This window comes from Mariniphaga sediminis (assembly GCF_003573545.1).
GTDB classification, from domain to species: Bacteria; Bacteroidota; Bacteroidia; order Bacteroidales; family Prolixibacteraceae; genus Mariniphaga; species Mariniphaga sediminis.
Genome location: NZ_QWET01000006.1, coordinates 116,357 through 132,306 on the forward strand (window position 1 = coordinate 116,357; position 15,950 = coordinate 132,306).

Below are 15,950 nucleotides of genomic sequence, written 5' to 3' on the forward strand. Positions count from 1 at the left end.
AATAAATAATTTTTCTTAGGTTTGCTTTTTTTCAGCAAAAACCAAATTTATGTGGATTACAGTTACCTTGATTATATTCTACCTGTTTACTCCGGTCCTTCTTATTTACCTATGTAAAATCTCGAACACACTCAACAGGATAGGTGCCGTTGTTTTGGCTTATGCTGCCGGTCTTATATTGGGAAACATTGGAATTATGCCGGAAGCCAGTGAGGAGCTTGCAAGGCTTATTGGTGCTACCAGAAACTTTCTGCCGGAGGATGAAATGAATGAATACATACTTTCATCCCACTTTGTTGAAAGCGATATAATATATAACCAGGTTGCCCAACTTCAGGAAATTGTGATGAATTATACCATTCTCATTGCACTGCCGCTTCTTCTCTTTTCACTCGATTTAGGAAAATGGCTTAAGAATGCCCGAAGTGCCATTTTATCGCTGGTACTGGCCATGATTTCGTTGCTCATTTCCGTTTTTATCGGCTATTATCTCTTTGCCCATAATATTACGGAATCAGCCAAAGTTACTGGAATGCTCATCGGGGTTTATACCGGCGGGACTCCCAATCTGGCGGCCATTGGAACCGCACTTGATGTCAGTCCGAATACATTTATTCTGACGCACACCTACGATCTGATTATTGGCTCAGTGGCATTACTTTTCCTTATGACCTTCGCACAACGGCTTTTTAATACATTCCTTCCCAAATTCGGAGTTATCAGAAAAGCAGAAAATGTGCTGCGCATGGAAGATACAGAAGAAAGCAACGACATGGATAACTTTGACGGGTTGTTTCAACGGAAAAACCTGCCCGGAATAGGAAAGTCACTCCTTGTTTCCGTCATCATTTTTGCCATTGGCGGAGGCTTATCCTTTATCGTCCCCAAATCAGCCCAGGTAATTGTTGTTATTCTTACTATTACCACGCTGGGGCTTGCTGCATCGTTAATAAAACCGGTAAACCGGCTGAAAATAAGTTTTCCCCTGGGAATGTATTTTATCATTGTCTTCTGTCTGGCTATTTCATCCCTGGCCAATTTGCGAAATATGTTCCAACTGGAATTTCTCGAACTATTTTTGTATGTGCTTTGGGTGGTTTTCGGATCGATGATAATCCATGTGGGACTGGCCCGCATCTTTAAGGTAGACACAGACACCACTATTATTGCCATTACGGCACTCACCTACTCCCCGCCGTTTGTTCCTGCTGTAGCGGGCGCTTTAAAAAATAAAAATGTAATTATTTCAGGGCTCACCATCGGAATACTGGGATTTGCATTCGGTACATACCTGGGAATTTTTATTGCAACGGTATTAAAGTGATACCATAATTCCGAGGACTTTATCACAAATCAAATTGTGGTAAAAAAATTTAGAACTGGAAATAAATAAACGGCTGCATATCTGCAGAAACAGACTGGTAAACAATAATTACTACAATAGCTGAAATCACCACTTTTGCCCAAAACGGAGCAGCCACAAAAGCATCCTTCAGGCGGTCTTTCCATTTCTGGCTCACCCAATGGGTAAAAAAGCCAAAGAGCATCATTAAAAACACTCCTTTGTAAGCCACAACAACTTCAGGAATAATGTGCCAATCCATGTTATTCGCAATCTGGTGCATCATGCCATTAACTACCTGCATCGATTCCGACCGGAAAAAGATACGCGTAGCTGTAATAAAACAAAACGTAAGGGCAATTTTCCAAAAAGTTGCCAGCCAGTTTGTTTTCATTTCCCACGGACTGATTTTTCGCCAGAATTTATACACTACCAGCCCCACTCCGTTCAGTCCGCCCCAAATAATAAACTGCCACGAAGCGCCGTGCCACAAACCGCCCAGTAACATGGTAAGCATAAGGTTAATGTTTGTATTTATACTGCGTTTTACCCCCGGGAAAATATAAGACAGCAAAGCAAACATTAAAACAGCACCGGCAAAAATGGGAATAAGAATAAGCTTGCCGGCAAGCAGCACCACAATAGCCAGTATAATTCCCAGGCTGATGTAACTAAAAACAGACCCGCTGCGATTACCGCCGATAGGAATGTAAAGATAATCCTTCAACCAGGATGAAAGCGACATGTGCCAGCGTTTCCAGAATTCACCCACATTTTTCGCTTTATAGGGCGAATTAAAATTTTGCGGCAACCGAAACCCCATGAGCAATGCCACACCAATGGCAATATCGGTGTAACCTGAAAAATCGACATACACCTGAAGGGAATACCCAAAAAGCGCCATAAGGTTCTCAAAACCTGAATGGGAAAGCGGTTCTGCAAAAACACGATCGACAAAGTTAACTGCAATATAGTCGCCAATAAAAATCTTCTTTACCAATCCTTTCAAAATGATATAAATTGCCCAGCCAAACTCCTGTTTTGTAATGTGATAATCTTCGTAAATCTGTTTCACAAACCCTGAAGCCCGCACAATAGGGCCGGCAACCAGTTGCGGGAAAAATGACACATAAAAGCCAAAATCAATGAGGTTATTTACCGGCTTGGTCTCCCCCCGGAAAACATCAACAGAATAACTGATGGTTTGAAACGTAAAAAACGAGATACCCACCGGCAATAAAATCTGGTTTACATTGAAATGGGTGCCGGTAGCCTCGTTCATCCATATGGCCAGGTAATTAACCACGTGCATATCTGTTCCCAGCAGTGCATTCAGGCTTTCTGTAAAAAAGTAGGCGTACTTGAAATAAGCCAGCAGGGAAAGGTTGATGACAACACTCAGCGTCACCAGTATTTTCCGCACCACCTCTTTTTGGGAAGAATAAATCCACTTCCCGATAAAAAAATCGGTAAGGGTACTGAAAAGAAGGATAAAAAAGAAGAAGCCGCTGGATTTGTAATAAAAAAAGAGGCTTACGGCAAACAGGTATCCTGCTCGCAAACTGCGGTTCCGGTTATTGTAAACCAGCGAATACCCAACCAGCACAACGGCAAAAAACCCCCAGAAAAAGAAACGGGTAAAGATCAAAGGCGCTGCGGCATTATATTGAAAAATGTTCCGAAAAAAATCACTCCATTCTATTTGCTGAAAAATCTCCATATTATTCTTTTTCTGATTTTTCCTGCAAATGGGTGCTGTATTCAAAAATCAGCGCATTATAAAACATATTGGCAATAAGCCTGGCACCGCGCATTGAAAAATGCACATAATCGGGACGCGCCAGTTCAGGCTCTGCATTCACCCACGAAGGCATGCTGTTATAACCTCCCATTGCTTCGTACATATCCCAGAAGGCACAATCAGATGAGAGAGCCGCCTCCTTTAAAACCTCCACCACATAAGGCAGATGCTCATAAGTTACATACCGGTCTTTTTCCTTCGTCGACATATCACCCGGGCCGATAACAATGATGGCTGCCTCCGGACAGGTTTGCTTCAATCGCCTGATTTGCGCGCTGAACCAGCGACCGTATCTTTCAATATCCTCCTGGCGGGTGATGTAAGGCACTACATTCCCTCCAAACTGAAGGATGAACAGACCGGGATTCAGCTCCTGATAAATTTTAAGGCTGTGCTCAAAATCATTGCGCGTAAAAAAAAGCCCGGAGCTACCACGCAGTGCAATATTATCAACAATCACGCCCCGTTGCGAAGCCAGTTCCATTCCATAAATATCCGGACTGTCATACCCACTAAAACGCAGCGATACCCGGCCTGTTGTGTCGGGTAAGTCTGCTTCCGCTACGGCAAAATCAACGTGTGCTTTCAAGGTATCGGCCAGTATAACAGAATCGCCGGCCATCAGCTCCATCTTTACAGGACTTTTAGCGTTCCCATAGTAAAGCCGGAAATGCTCATACGTACGGGCCCGTTTAAACGAGACGGCCGTTTTCTCAATGCTCAGGTCCGCTTCATAATAAATGGTATCCATCACCGGAATGGTATCGCTCACCAGCGGCGCAAACCGTGAGAAAGCAGCCATCATACCATATTTGTTGTGTTCCACGAGCGAATCGATTTTCCCGTAAAGCGGAAAACGTTTCCAGTTTCGGCTGTTATTTTGGGCTGCGCTTAAAATAAAGTCGTAAGGCTGGAGGGCCGGCCTGAGCCCGATACCGGACCCGCCAAACCGCTTCTGGAGTTTATCCCTGACGAACGCCGTTATGCGGTCCCCTTCAATCTGGCTGTCACCGTAATGCATGATGCGCACCAGTTTATCCGATTCAAACCGATCGAAAAAACGATACAACTTCAGGCGGGCAGTATCGCCCATATCTATCAGGTGGATTTTCGCAGCAAGGGAATCGTAGTCAGCTTTCAGAACGGACTCATCACCGGAGCCATCTTCCTGAAACAGGAGAGAATCGATGCTGAACTGTTCCTCTAAAATTTGTGAGACATCAACATATCCAGGGCCTTCATCCAGAAACATCTCTTTAAAAGAAGGCATATGAAAAATAAACTCACCTGTTTTAATCCCTCCGGAAGGAGTCATCCACATGGCAGCTGCCAGCAGCAGGAAAACTCCCAGCATAAAGGATACTATTTTGAAGGGCTTTATCAAGAATCACAAATTTTCAAAAAAATAGCGGCTTACTTTTTCCATCAGGTGCAACCGGTCTTTTCCTCTCACATTGTGAGGGTGGATTGGATAAACGAAAAAATCGACCTGTTTGCCCTGTTTTATACATTCCCGCAGAAACTTCATGCTGTGCTGCATTACCACCACATCGTCCTGTGCTCCGTGGATGAGCATCAGTTTTCCATCCAGGTTTGCCACATGATTTATCATATTTGTCTCTTCATATCCTGTTACGTTTTCCTGCGGTCTGTCCATATAACGTTCGCCATACATCACTTCGTACATGCTCCAGTCAACCACCGGGCCGCCGGCTACTCCCACCTTAAAAACTTCCGGGTGGCGCAACATCAGGTTCAGCGTCATAAACCCGCCGTAGCTCCAGCCATGTACGCCAATCCTTTCTGTATCCACAAAAGGCAGTGATTTCAGGTATTCTATGCCCTTCATCTGGTCTTTGGTTTCCAAAACACCCAGTTGCCGGTGCACAGCCGTTTCAAAGTCCCGTCCCCTGTTATTGGTTCCACGGTTATCCATGGTGAATGCAATGTACCCCTGGGCGGCCATATAATACTGCCACCAACGGGCGCTGTTGTGCCAGCTTTTATCTACCAGTTGTGAATGCGGCCCACCATACACATACACAATCACCGGGTATTTTTTCGAAGGGTCGAATCCAACAGGTAAAATCAATCGTCCGGTCAATTCTGTCTTTCCGTTGGCCGACGGAACAGATACCAGTTTATTTTCTCCCAGCACAAAATCTTTTAACGGATCAGATGCCTGGTGCAGGGTACGTATTTTTTTTCCTTTTGCAGAAATCAAACCGGTTATCGAAGGAATCTCCGGTCCGTTGAATGCATCGATTATAAAACTTCCACCCGGGCTAAGCATCCCGCTGTGAATCCCTTCTTCTTCCGAAAGCTTTTCCATGTTTCCGGAGGCTGTCTCCACCCGGTACAGGTGCCTTTCCAGCGGACTTTCTTTTGTCGCTTCCACAAAAAGATACTTCTCCTTTTCATCCAGTCCCAATATACCGGTAACCTCCCACTCCCCTTTTGTTATCTGTTGAAGAAGTTTACCATTTGTATTGTATTTATACACATGAAACCATCCGTCTTTACGGCTCAGGTAATAAAATTCATTTTCATTCACTTTCGAAAACCGGATGGGATATTGCGGCTCTACATATTTTTTATCTGTTTCCTTAAAAAGTGTTTTCTTCTTTTTGCCGGACTGCACGTCATAACAATTGAGTTGCATCTGATCCTGCCCGCGGTTTAGTTCGAACAGGTAAACATGCTTTTCATCGGGAGACCATGCAAGGTTAGTCAGAAAATGCTCAGGGTCGCCTCCAGTATCCAGAAAAACGGTTTCACCGGAATTGATGTTGTAAACTCCCACTGTTACATGATGACTATTCATTCCTGCCATGGGATATTTTACCGGGGTATGTTCAGCCACGCGCCCCATAAAATCGACCAGCGGGTAATCTGTCACCATTGTCTCATCCTTCCGGTAAAAAGCAATATAGTTTCCTTCCGGAGAATTAAAAATACCGTTTGTGATCCCAAATTCACTGCGATGCACCGTTTTGCCGTTTACAACACCATTGCCGCCATCGTTGGTAATCTGAATGGTTTTCCTGTTGGAGAAAGTAACGAATAAATTATCGTCAACAGTAAAAGCGACAAATTTTCCCGGCAGGTTGAACACAGCATTCTCCGCTTCAGCCGGAAGCTTTATTTCAACCTCAGGTTTCTCTTCTTCTGGGTCGAAAACAAAATAACGATCATTATGCTGTAAAAGCAGCCACTTATCGTTTGCCCAGGAGTACCCGGCCAAATGACTGATTGTATTATTATCATCCAGTCCCAGTGCAGAATTGAGTTTATTCAGGCTGATAACTGTAAACCGTTCTCCGTTCCGGGCATCTTCGCCCCAAAGGGTATCGTTTTCAATAAAAGTAAAAAACCGGTCATTTTTCCAGGAAAGACCTTCCGGTGTTTCGGGGTTCAAATATGTATAACGGCCAAGAATGGCATCTTCCAGGGTCATTTGCAATTGTTGCGCCCCAACGGTGGTTGAAGCCAGCAATATAAAAAGGAGAAGCACTTTTTGCATTTTTGGAACAATTACTGTTTAAACGACGAAAATAGTGAAAGCAAACGTTGTGGAAAAGAAAAAATGGGAAACCGGCCAAAAATCCGGAATAATCTCCCGATTAAAACCCTACTTTTGTATGTAAAGCTGTTATATGGAAAAAAGAAACCTGACCATTATCTTTCTCATCACATTAATGGCTGTAATGGGTGTTGCCAGCATTACACCCGCTTTTCCTTCCATCATTCGCCATTTTAATATTTCGCCTCCCCAGGTCACCAAACTGATAATTGTGTTTACTTTCCCCGGTATTTTCCTGGCACCGGTAGTGGGTATCCTGGCCGATCATTGGGGAAGGAAAACCATTCTGCTGCCTTCGTTACTCCTTTTCGGGCTTGCCGGCACAGGGTGTTTTTTTACTAAAGACTGGGAAATACTGTTGATTCTCCGTTTCTTCCAGGGGATTGGGGCGGCATCGTTGGGTTCGCTAAACGTGACGCTGATTGGCGATCTTTTTTCGGGAGAAAAACGCACCGAAGTGATGGGATTTAACGCCAGCATCCTGAGTGTAGGAACCGCTGCCTACCCGTTCATTGGAGGAGCTTTGGCCATGGCAGGATGGCAATACCCATTCCTGCTGCCGTTTCTGGCAATCCCCACGGCTTTACTGGCTATTTTCTACCTGAAAAATCCGGAACCCGGTAAACCGCAAAAGTTAAAAGATTACCTGCGCCGCACCTGGAAAAATATCAATAAAAAAACAGTGTGGGGCCTTTTTATTATTAATGTATTGCTTTTTGTGGTTTTGTATGGCGCTTACCTCTCCTATTTTCCTCAACTGATGGAAGAGCGATTTGGCGCCACTGCCTTGCAGATTGGACTGTTTATGTCAGGCTTTTCATTGGTCACTGCCATTACTTCCTCTCAACTAAAACGCATAAACAGCCGGGTTACACCAAAAGCCCAACTCAACATAAGCTTCATGCTCTACCTCGTTTCCATGCTTATTTTGTCAGTAACCAGTGAATGGTGGCATCTTATAATACCGCTCATTACATTTGGACTGGCCCACGGGATGCTCATTCCCGGCATACAAACCCTTCTAGTGGGGTTTGCACCATTAAGCGAACGGGCAGGTTTTATGTCAATTAACAGCATGGTATTGCGATTGGGCCAAACATTCGGGCCCCTATTCATCGGGCTTTTTTATACCTTGGGCGGCACAGAAATCGCATTTGCAGGAGGAGCCATTGTTTCCCTGGTAATGTTGGTGGTTTCCCGGTTTATGGTAAAAATCTAAGTACCCTATTCCCAGTACCCCGGACGGGATTCGAACCCACCCGGGGGTGAAATCATTCCGAAAATTCCTTATTCTTCTGCCAGAAGGTGCAAATCATCCACAGTTTTCACCAGTTGAATAAACCCGGCACGGTAACCTTCCTCATCGGCTCCTTTTGCATTCCGGGCCAAATCCAGGACAGAAGCAATGGTGGTGTTTCCCATAAATGATGAATTGCGCAGTAACATTCCAAAGGAAGCCACCGCCGCAGAAAACCGGAAATCATCAGACGTTTTTTTCTTCAAATTATTTACAACATGCTTTTCCAGTAACCTGCTTTTATGCCCGTCCGGCTTTTTGTACCGAAGTTTTATAGTCAGCAGTTCATCAGAGGGAGAGCCGACAAGCGGTTGCGAACGCTGATACCTCAGTAAATCAACAGATGGTGCGGTTTCATCCGACCCTGCCGGAATAATTTCATACAACGCCGTTACCGTGTGCCCTGCTCCCATTTCTCCTGCATCTTTGGTATCGTCATTAAAATCTTCGTCATTCAGCAACCGGTTTTCATATCCCACCAAACGGTATGCTTTTACCTGCTGCGGATTAAACTCCAACTGAAATTTAACATCTTTGGCAATGGTAAAAAGCGTTCCGCCAAACTCACTGATAAATACTTTACGGGCTTCCTGAATGTTGTCAATATAAGCATAATTGCCGTTGCCTTTGTTGGCAATGGTTTCCATTTTATCGTCTTTTATATTGCCCATTCCAAAACCCAGCACCGTAATAGACACGCCGTTTTCACGTTCTTTTTCCACCAGCCGCTCCATTTCGGAAGTACTTGAAACGCCCACATTAAAATCACCGTCGGTAGCCAGAATAATCCGGTTATTGCCTTCTTCCATAAAATTTTCGCCGGCCAATTTATACGCCAGCCTCAACCCTTCGCCGCCCGCAGTAGAGCCGCCTGCATTCAGGCGATCCAGTGCGTCCAGAATCGTTTTCTTTTCACTGCCCGGAGTGGCCTCCAGCACTTTTCCGGCTGCTCCGGCATAAACAACAATGGAAACCCTGTCCTCCGGACGAAGCTCATTTACCAGCATTTTGAAAGCCCGTTTCAGCAGAGGCAATTTATTGGGAGAACTCATGGAACCTGAAACATCGATAAGAAATACCAGATTCGAGGGCGGTAGTTCCGTATTGTCAAAACTTTTTCCTTTCAATCCGACGTGCATCAAATAATGATTTGGGTTCCACGGGCACCCGGCCAGTTCAGTTGTAACGCTAAACGGGTGCTCCCCGGTCGGCTCCGGATAATCATACCCGAAATAGTTGATCATCTCCTCCACCCGTACCGCATCCCCCGGTGGCAGCAGGCCCTGGTTGATAAACCGCCTGACGTTGGAATAAGAAGCATTGTCCACATCGATGGAAAAAGTGGACAACGGATTTGCTTTTGCATTTCTGAACCCGTTTTCCCGGATGGTGGCATAATTTTCAGTGTTCCAGTCGGGTGCAGGCATATACCTTATATCTTCCGAAGCAGAAAAAGATGATACACTGCTTGTTAACTGCATTTTTGCGCGGGAACCATGTCCTACAACCATTATTTCCTCCATGGCAACATTTGCCACCTTCAGCATAACATTTATTATATCTTCCTTCCCGATTGATATCTTCTCGGACTCCATGCCCACAAACGAAAAAACAAGCATTTTATCGGAAGGCAAAACTTCCAGCCGGTAAAAACCATGAATATCTGTTAAAGTGCCCCGGTTACTGTTTTCAATAATTACAGAAACGCCCGGCAACGGCTGACCGGCTTCATCTGAAACAAAACCGCTGATTTCCCTTGCAGAAAGTATTCCAAAGGCTGTCAGCCCAATTATCAAAATCGACATAATCTTTTTCATAATAAATCTTTTTTAAATTGTTTTCATTGTCAGGATGCAGGGAAAAACCGGATTCCATAAAATTTTAAAAGAATTTTTTTGGGGGGGGGATCAGCGAATTCCTATTCGCTGACTACGACAACGGGCAAATCGGAATTCGCTGATCCCCGGGAAACAGAATTTCTTAAAAAAGCCATACATTTAGGCTGAATTTTAAAAACCATGCAACTCATTCCGTTTTATCGAAAGAAAAAGGAGAAACCCGACAGTGAACTGCTGGGCCTCTACCTGGAAACCCGGGAGCCGGAAGTACTGGGAGAGTTGTATGCGCGCTACATGCACCTGGTATATGGTGTGTGCCTGAAATACTTTAAAGAGCCCGAAAAGTCAAAAGATGCAGTTATTCAGATTTATGAAAAAATCCATCTGGAAATTCACAGGCACGAGGTAAAAAACTTTAAAAGCTGGCTTTACGTGGTTACAAAGAATCATTGTCTGATGGATTTACGTAAAAAAAAGCCGGGTGAAACAGTGCGGGTTTCAACAGAAGAAGAATGGGGTTTATTTATGGAAAATGAGGCAGAATTGCATCCTGTTGACAGAACTCCGGATGAAATGCCCGAACAGGCGTTGGAAAAATGTATAGAAAGATTGAAAGCGGAGCAACGTAAATGTATCGATCTTTTCTACTTAAAAAACAAGAGCTACCGGGAAATTTCCGGTGTGCTGGAAATGGAAGAGAAGAAGGTTAAAAGCCACATTCAAAATGCCAAGCGAAACCTGAAAATTTGTATGGAAGAGAAAAAATGAAAACGAAAAAAGAACATATCAGCGCGGAAGATTTCAGAAGGTATATGGAAGACCGGATGAGCGATGCCGAGCGTAACCGGTTTGAAAGGGAACTGCAAAAAAATCCGTTCGAGGCAGAAGCGCTGGAAGGATTCAGCCACATTCCTGTTACAGATATGCAAAAAGATTTACAGGAACTAAAACATAAAATCACTTCTAAAAAACGCAGAAATAAGTATAGTTACTGGGCGGCGGCGGCTTCATTGCTGCTCATTCTCAGTGCAGGAGTTATTTGGTATACCCTGAATGAAAAACCGGTTATTCCGGAAGTAGCCCAAACCACTACACAGCAGAAGCCGGATGAGCAGGAGACAAACGATAAAACAGCACAACCAGCCGACGCTGAAGACACAGAAATGTTACAGAAAGAGACCAATGCAACGGAACAGTATGACCTCAATGCAGTTGAAATGCCGGCACAAAAACAGCTGAAATCTGATTCCGGCACAAAAAAGATGGCTGCTGCAGAAGCACCTTCTTCATCCGTAAAAGGTATAACCGAAGGACAAACTCAGATGGAAAACCACGAAGAAGCAGCAGAAAGTATTTCACGTTCAGAAAATAGTTTCACCCAACAACCCGCCTATTCACTCCTGTCTTCGGAGCCATCCATTCCCCGCCACATGCAAATCATGCGTGGAAAAATTGTTTCGGCAGACGACAGCACCCCATTGCCCGGAGCTACAATATGGCAAAAAGGGACGCAAAATGCCATTGTTTCCAATGCAGAGGGAAAGTTTGAACTGAATACAGTTGGCGATAGCAGTAACCCTGTAGTAGCCAGTTTTGTGGGCATGGAAACGGCAGAAGTTCAAACGGCAACAGACAGCTTCCAGGTTATTGCCCTGCAGCCGGAACAGATTGCTCTCGATGAAATTGTTATAACCGGCCACGGCACGCAGGCGAAAAGAGAGTTAACGAGCAGTGTCAGCACGGTAAAAATATACGAAGATACCAAGGCCCGGCCGGAAGCCGGAATGGACTCGCTGAATAGCTACCTGGAAAAGCAAGCCGTGTTACCCGCAGATTATCCGAAAGAAAGGGAGGTTGTTAAACTGTTGTTAACAATAAATGAGTACGGGGAAATCACAAAGATGCTGAACCGGAACAAATCCGACTCACTGCTTTTCAACCAGGCAAAAGAGATCATCAGAAACGGCCCGGATTGGCTACCGGAAGTGAAAGACGGAGAACGGATCGTTTCAGAAAAGAAAATGAAAATCATATTTAGAAAATGAGAAAAAATATCATCGTAACCGGCGGTGCCCAGGGAATCGGGAAGATTGTTTCACTGCATTTACAGAAAAAAGGATTTCATGTTTCGGTTTTTGAAAACGACCGGCAAGCCATTAAAGAGTTTCAGCAAGAAGTGCCGGCAGATACTATTTCTTTTTATCCCTGCGATGTTTCTGATGAGCAGGAGGTGAAGGCGGCAATCCGGCAGTCGGCAGAAAGGGTTGGCCGAATAGACGGGCTGGTTAACAACGCGGCCGTTGCCGCCAACAAACCACTGGCCGAACTTACTTTGGAAGAGTGGAACAGGGTAATTGGCGTCAACCTGACCGGCGGTTTCCTGTGTGCCAAATATGCAGCGCCTTTTCTCCAAAAATCAAACGGCAGCATCATTAACCTGTGCTCCACACGCGCTTTTCAATCGGAACCAAACACCGAAGCCTACTCCGCCAGCAAAGGCGGTGTTTTTGCACTCACACACGCCCTGGCCATGAGCCTGGGGCCGGAAGTACGTGTTAACTGCATCAGTCCCGGATGGATTGATGTTTCGGCTGTAAAGAAAAAAGCAAAAGCCCGGCAAATTGAAATCTCAGAAGCCGACCACCTGCAACATCCCGCCGGGAGGGTTGGCAAAGCAGAAGACATTGCCCATATGGTATTGTTCCTGTTAAACCCGGGAAACAGTTTTATTACCGGGCAAAATTTTACTATTGACGGAGGCATGACACGCAAAATGATTTATGTATAGAAACACATAATGGGTTTGAACATTTATTTATAAATTTAACCCAAACCTGACAGTTTTTTTTTAAACCTGTCAGGAAAACCCAACAAAATGCAAAAGTTTGAACCATTAACACACGAACATTTCTACCATGATCTACAACCGGGGAATTAACAGTTGCAACATTTTTGCTGAAAACGAAAACTACGAATACTTTTTGCACCTGTACGATAAAAACATTTCCCCCGTAGCAGAAACGTATGCATGGGCGCTGATGAAAAATCACTTCCATTTTTTGGTGAAGATAAAACCGAAGGAAGAGGTACCGGCTGCAGCTGGTCATTCAAACCTGTCAGGTTTTATGAATTAAAATTCTACCTTTGCCTTTCTGATAGCACGGGGTGCCCACTCAAAAGTAAGGCTGAGATTACACCCGTTACCTGATTTGGATAATGCCAACGTAGGGATGCGGTATACAATATTCCATTTTGCTCCATTCCTTTGGTTTATCCAGGCGAATGGAGTTTTAGTTTATAAACAACGTAAAAATGGAAATTAGAAAAAAGTCTTTTGAATTAATTCCTCAAAACCAGCAAAACTGGCAAAACAGGCCGGAATGGTTTTTCAACCGCGAACACACCGATACGTATGAACAGTGGTACGAAGGACGCTACAAACGGGCCGAAGTGTGGCAAAAAAAGGTGATGGAACAACTGGTATCCAAAGACACCCGGGTAAAAACCCTGCTTGAGTTTGGCTGCGGAACCACCCGCTTTACAAGGTGGTGGAAAGAAATCGGTATTGAAGCCACAGGCGGTGATATTTCCCCGCTAATGTTATCGCAGGCCATTCATTTATTTGACGGAGACCTGGTTATGGCGGATTCGCATTACATGCCCTTCAAGGATCACACCTTCGATTCACTGGCATTTATTACCACCTTCGAGTATTACAAAGATCCGGTAAAAGTCATCAGGGAAGCAGCCCGTGTAGCGCGGTACGGTATTGCAATGGGAATGATGAACCGCCATTCAACCAAGGTAGTCAGAAGGCGGGTACAACAACTGTTCGGGAAAAACCCGTTTTATATTACCGCTACATTTTACACTCCTCAAATGCTGATAAAAATAATTCACCAGGCGTTGGAAGGAAGGGAATATTCGGTGGAGTGGTCGTGTACCGGACTGCCAAAGTGGTTTCCAGTGCAGCAATGGAGTTTGCCATACGGCGATTTTTTCGGGCTATATGTACGATTTAACGATGTTTGAAATGGATAAAATGCTGGGAAAAACAGACCGGAACCTGATAGAGCAGTTGATATGTGCCAAAAGCGGGCACAAAAGAAAAGAAGTAACAGTGGGGCCCCAATTTGGCGTGGATGTTTCCATTGTGAATTTACCGGGCAAAATGGCACTGGCTGCCACCAGCGACCCGCTGTCGCTTATTCCTTCGCTGGGGTTGGAAGAGTCGGCCTGGCTGTCGGTTCAACTTCTGGCAAACGACATGGCTACAACAGGTTTTGCCCCGCAGTATGCCCAGTTTGTGCTGAACCTTCCTGCCGGGTTTTCCAAAAATGACTTTAAAATTTACTGGGATTATATTCATACTTTTTGTGCCGATATTGGCGTTGCTGTGACCGGAGGCCATACCGGTTTTATTGAAGGACAAAATTCCACCATTGCGGGGGGCGGAACTTTTTTCGCCATTGCCCCCGAAAACCAGTTGCTTGTTTCCCGCAACGCACGCCCCGGAGACACCATTCTGGTTACCAAAGAGTGCGCTCTTTCCTCGGCTTCCATTCTTGCCCTGAGTTTTCCCCAAACAATCAAAAATAAGCTGGGAGTGGAAAATCACCAGAAAGCATGTGACCTTTTTTATAAAACAACATCGTTACTAGATGGACTGGTGGCAGTGGGACACATTCCGCGGTACGATGATGTAACTGCCATGCATGATGTAACAGAAGGCGGGGTGCTGGGCGCTATTTACGAACTGGTCAGTGCTTCGGGTAACGGTGCAGTGGTGTACAACCATAAAATCCCTGTAGAGCAGGTTCAGCAAAAAATTTGTGGGTTGTTCGGCATAGATCCCCGCTATAGTATCGGTGCCGGCTCTATGATTATTACCTGCAAAAAGGGCTCGGCGGCAAAAGTGATTGAACGTTTGACCGCAATAAACATCCCCTGCTGCGAGGTAGGCGAAATAAAAGAAAAGGAATCCGGCATTAAACTGGTAGAAAACAAAAAGAAAAAAGATCTGGAGTACAAAGAAGAAGACCCGTATTGGGCAGCATTTTTTAAAGCATTAAAAGAAGGATGGAAATAATAAAAAACAGAAGAACCATAAAAGCGGGTGTTTACCTGGTTATTGATCCGGCAATGGACGAGGCCGTTCTGGTAAAAAAGCTGGAAGATGCCCTGCAGGAAGAAATAGCCGCGTTGCAAATCTGGGATCATTTTTTACCACACCAGAACAAGGCAAAACTGATGGAACAAATCAGCGCTCTGGGACACAAAAAGAATGTGCCGGTACTGATTAACAACAGATGGGAATACCTGAAAAGTACTCCGCTGGACGGCGTTCATTTCGACCAAATCCCGGAACATTATAACAAAATAAAACAATCTGTGAACCGGCCATTTATTGCAGGCCTGACCTGTAACAACGACCTGTCGGCTGTTCGCTGGGCAACCGAAAATAACATCGACTACATCTCCTTTTGTTCCATTTTTCCGTCAGCAACCGACACAAGCTGCGAACTGGTAAACTTTGACACCATCAGGGAAACAAGAAGAATAACATCCATGCCTGTCTTTCTGGCCGGAGGGATAAAGCCTGAAAATATAAATAAACTTAACGAACTGGATTTTGAAGGCGTGGCGGTAATATCCGGTGTGATGGGAGCTGATAGTCCTTCCCAGGCAATAAAAACATATTCGAAACAATTAAAAACGAAAACGACATGAGACAAATAACAGCAAACAAACTATGTTGTCCTTTTGACAAAGCAGATTTAAACCTGACCGTAATCACGAAAGATACAGAAGAGAATATTATCGAAGGATTTTTTACCTGTAACGAATGCAAACGCCTTTACCCAATAGTAAAAGGAATTCCTGTAATGAACCCCGATGAATACCGGGAATTCAGACTGGAACAACCCTTACTGGAGCGATGGCAGTCGCACCTGAAAGGCAAAACAGTGGAGAACTTCCGGGTACTTACACAAGAGAATAGCTAAGACTCATCACATTCCGTTCGAACATAAATTGCAGAAACCTAAAACGGAACCTGTTGTACATTGCTGGGGAGAAAGCCTCCGGAG

14 protein-coding genes and 1 riboswitch are annotated in these 15,950 nt (G+C 44.7%); of the genes, 10 read left to right on the forward strand and 4 right to left on the reverse strand.

Features of this window, described 5'->3' with window-relative positions; translation table 11 throughout:
- Window positions 1-49 precede the first annotated feature (49 nt).
- Window positions 50-1,324 carry a DUF819 family protein gene (locus tag D1164_RS09530; RefSeq protein ID WP_119349743.1) on the forward strand — a complete coding sequence of 425 codons (1,275 nt, stop codon included), beginning with the start codon at window positions 50-52 and terminating at the stop codon, window positions 1,322-1,324.
- Between the two features lie 49 nt (window positions 1,325-1,373).
- Here the strand turns inward: D1164_RS09530 and D1164_RS09535 are convergent, their stop codons facing one another.
- Genes D1164_RS09535 through D1164_RS09545 form a run of 3 tightly spaced genes read right to left on the reverse strand, consistent with a single transcriptional unit; the run spans window position 1,374 to window position 6,666 of the window.
- A complete protein-coding gene (locus tag D1164_RS09535) occupies window positions 1,374-3,062 on the reverse strand; it encodes an MBOAT family O-acyltransferase (RefSeq protein ID WP_119349744.1) in 1,689 nt (562 codons plus the stop codon).
- 1 nt (window position 3,063) lies between these two features.
- A complete protein-coding gene (locus D1164_RS09540; protein WP_119349745.1) occupies window positions 3,064-4,497 on the reverse strand; it encodes a GDSL-type esterase/lipase family protein in 1,434 nt (477 codons plus the stop codon).
- Between the two features lie 33 nt (window positions 4,498-4,530).
- Complete coding sequence (locus tag D1164_RS09545) at window positions 4,531-6,666, reverse strand: S9 family peptidase (RefSeq protein ID WP_119349746.1); 2,136 nt, start codon at window positions 6,664-6,666, stop codon at window positions 4,531-4,533.
- Between the two features lie 133 nt (window positions 6,667-6,799).
- Here D1164_RS09545 and D1164_RS09550 point away from each other — a divergent pair, with 133 nt between their 5' ends.
- On the forward strand, window positions 6,800-7,945 hold the full coding sequence (locus D1164_RS09550; RefSeq protein WP_119349747.1) for an MFS transporter: 1,146 nt from the start codon (window positions 6,800-6,802) through the stop codon (window positions 7,943-7,945).
- A 68-nt stretch (window positions 7,946-8,013) separates the two neighbouring features.
- Here D1164_RS09550 and D1164_RS09555 read toward each other — a convergent pair whose 3' ends face one another.
- Window positions 8,014-9,840, reverse strand: coding sequence for a vWA domain-containing protein (locus tag D1164_RS09555; RefSeq protein ID WP_119349748.1), 1,827 nt, complete (start codon window positions 9,838-9,840; stop codon window positions 8,014-8,016).
- Window positions 9,841-10,041: 201 nt separating this feature from the next.
- Here D1164_RS09555 and D1164_RS09560 point away from each other — a divergent pair, with 201 nt between their 5' ends.
- From D1164_RS09560 to D1164_RS09595, 8 genes are all read left to right on the forward strand, one after another.
- Window positions 10,042-10,629, forward strand: coding sequence for an RNA polymerase sigma factor (locus D1164_RS09560; RefSeq protein ID WP_119349749.1), 588 nt, complete (start codon window positions 10,042-10,044; stop codon window positions 10,627-10,629).
- Window positions 10,626-11,906 (forward strand): carboxypeptidase-like regulatory domain-containing protein, encoded by a 1,281-nt coding sequence (locus D1164_RS09565; RefSeq protein WP_119349750.1) that lies wholly within the window; start codon window positions 10,626-10,628, stop codon window positions 11,904-11,906. Before D1164_RS09560 ends, D1164_RS09565 begins: the two co-directional genes overlap by 4 nt.
- Window positions 11,903-12,649 (forward strand): SDR family oxidoreductase, encoded by a 747-nt coding sequence (locus tag D1164_RS09570; RefSeq protein WP_119349751.1) that lies wholly within the window; start codon window positions 11,903-11,905, stop codon window positions 12,647-12,649. The genes D1164_RS09565 and D1164_RS09570 overlap by 4 nt, the downstream gene beginning before the upstream one ends.
- Window positions 12,650-12,776: 127 nt before the next feature.
- Window positions 12,777-12,995 carry a transposase gene (locus D1164_RS09575; RefSeq protein WP_172594402.1) on the forward strand — a complete coding sequence of 73 codons (219 nt, stop codon included), beginning with the start codon at window positions 12,777-12,779 and terminating at the stop codon, window positions 12,993-12,995.
- Between the two features lie 17 nt (window positions 12,996-13,012).
- Window positions 13,013-13,109, forward strand: a riboswitch (TPP riboswitch).
- A gap of 64 nt (window positions 13,110-13,173) precedes the next feature.
- A complete protein-coding gene (locus D1164_RS09580) occupies window positions 13,174-13,893 on the forward strand; it encodes a class I SAM-dependent methyltransferase (RefSeq protein WP_119349752.1) in 720 nt (239 codons plus the stop codon).
- Window position 13,894: 1 nt separating this feature from the next.
- The gene (locus D1164_RS09585; protein WP_119349901.1) at window positions 13,895-14,950 is read left to right on the forward strand and encodes an AIR synthase family protein; all 1,056 of its coding nucleotides are present in this window, start codon (window positions 13,895-13,897) and stop codon (window positions 14,948-14,950) included.
- The gene (locus D1164_RS09590) at window positions 14,941-15,591 is read left to right on the forward strand and encodes a thiamine phosphate synthase (RefSeq protein ID WP_119349753.1); all 651 of its coding nucleotides are present in this window, start codon (window positions 14,941-14,943) and stop codon (window positions 15,589-15,591) included. Before D1164_RS09585 ends, D1164_RS09590 begins: the two co-directional genes overlap by 10 nt.
- The gene (locus D1164_RS09595) at window positions 15,588-15,866 is read left to right on the forward strand and encodes a Trm112 family protein (RefSeq protein ID WP_119349754.1); all 279 of its coding nucleotides are present in this window, start codon (window positions 15,588-15,590) and stop codon (window positions 15,864-15,866) included. Before D1164_RS09590 ends, D1164_RS09595 begins: the two co-directional genes overlap by 4 nt.
- Window positions 15,867-15,950 lie beyond the last annotated feature (84 nt).

Bases quoted from the DNA above. Each gene is read 5' to 3' on its own strand.
- D1164_RS09585 (WP_119349901.1), top strand. From the start codon at position 13,895: ATGGATAAAATGCTGGGAAAAACAGACCGGAACCTGATAGAGCAGTTG.
- D1164_RS09590 (WP_119349753.1), top strand. From the start codon at position 14,941: ATGGAAATAATAAAAAACAGAAGAACCATAAAAGCGGGTGTTTACCTG.
- D1164_RS09570 (WP_119349751.1), top strand. From the start codon at position 11,903: ATGAGAAAAAATATCATCGTAACCGGCGGTGCCCAGGGAATCGGGAAG.
- D1164_RS09530 (WP_119349743.1), top strand. From the start codon at position 50: ATGTGGATTACAGTTACCTTGATTATATTCTACCTGTTTACTCCGGTC.
- D1164_RS09575 (WP_172594402.1), top strand. From the start codon at position 12,777: ATGATCTACAACCGGGGAATTAACAGTTGCAACATTTTTGCTGAAAAC.
- D1164_RS09535 (WP_119349744.1), bottom strand. From the start codon at position 3,062: ATGGAGATTTTTCAGCAAATAGAATGGAGTGATTTTTTTCGGAACATT.
- D1164_RS09550 (WP_119349747.1), top strand. From the start codon at position 6,800: ATGGAAAAAAGAAACCTGACCATTATCTTTCTCATCACATTAATGGCT.
- D1164_RS09540 (WP_119349745.1), bottom strand. From the start codon at position 4,497: ATGCTGGGAGTTTTCCTGCTGCTGGCAGCTGCCATGTGGATGACTCCT.
- D1164_RS09565 (WP_119349750.1), top strand. From the start codon at position 10,626: ATGAAAACGAAAAAAGAACATATCAGCGCGGAAGATTTCAGAAGGTAT.
- D1164_RS09560 (WP_119349749.1), top strand. From the start codon at position 10,042: ATGCAACTCATTCCGTTTTATCGAAAGAAAAAGGAGAAACCCGACAGT.
- D1164_RS09595 (WP_119349754.1), top strand. From the start codon at position 15,588: ATGAGACAAATAACAGCAAACAAACTATGTTGTCCTTTTGACAAAGCA.
- D1164_RS09580 (WP_119349752.1), top strand. From the start codon at position 13,174: ATGGAAATTAGAAAAAAGTCTTTTGAATTAATTCCTCAAAACCAGCAA.
- D1164_RS09555 (WP_119349748.1), bottom strand. From the start codon at position 9,840: ATGAAAAAGATTATGTCGATTTTGATAATTGGGCTGACAGCCTTTGGA.
- D1164_RS09545 (WP_119349746.1), bottom strand. From the start codon at position 6,666: ATGCAAAAAGTGCTTCTCCTTTTTATATTGCTGGCTTCAACCACCGTT.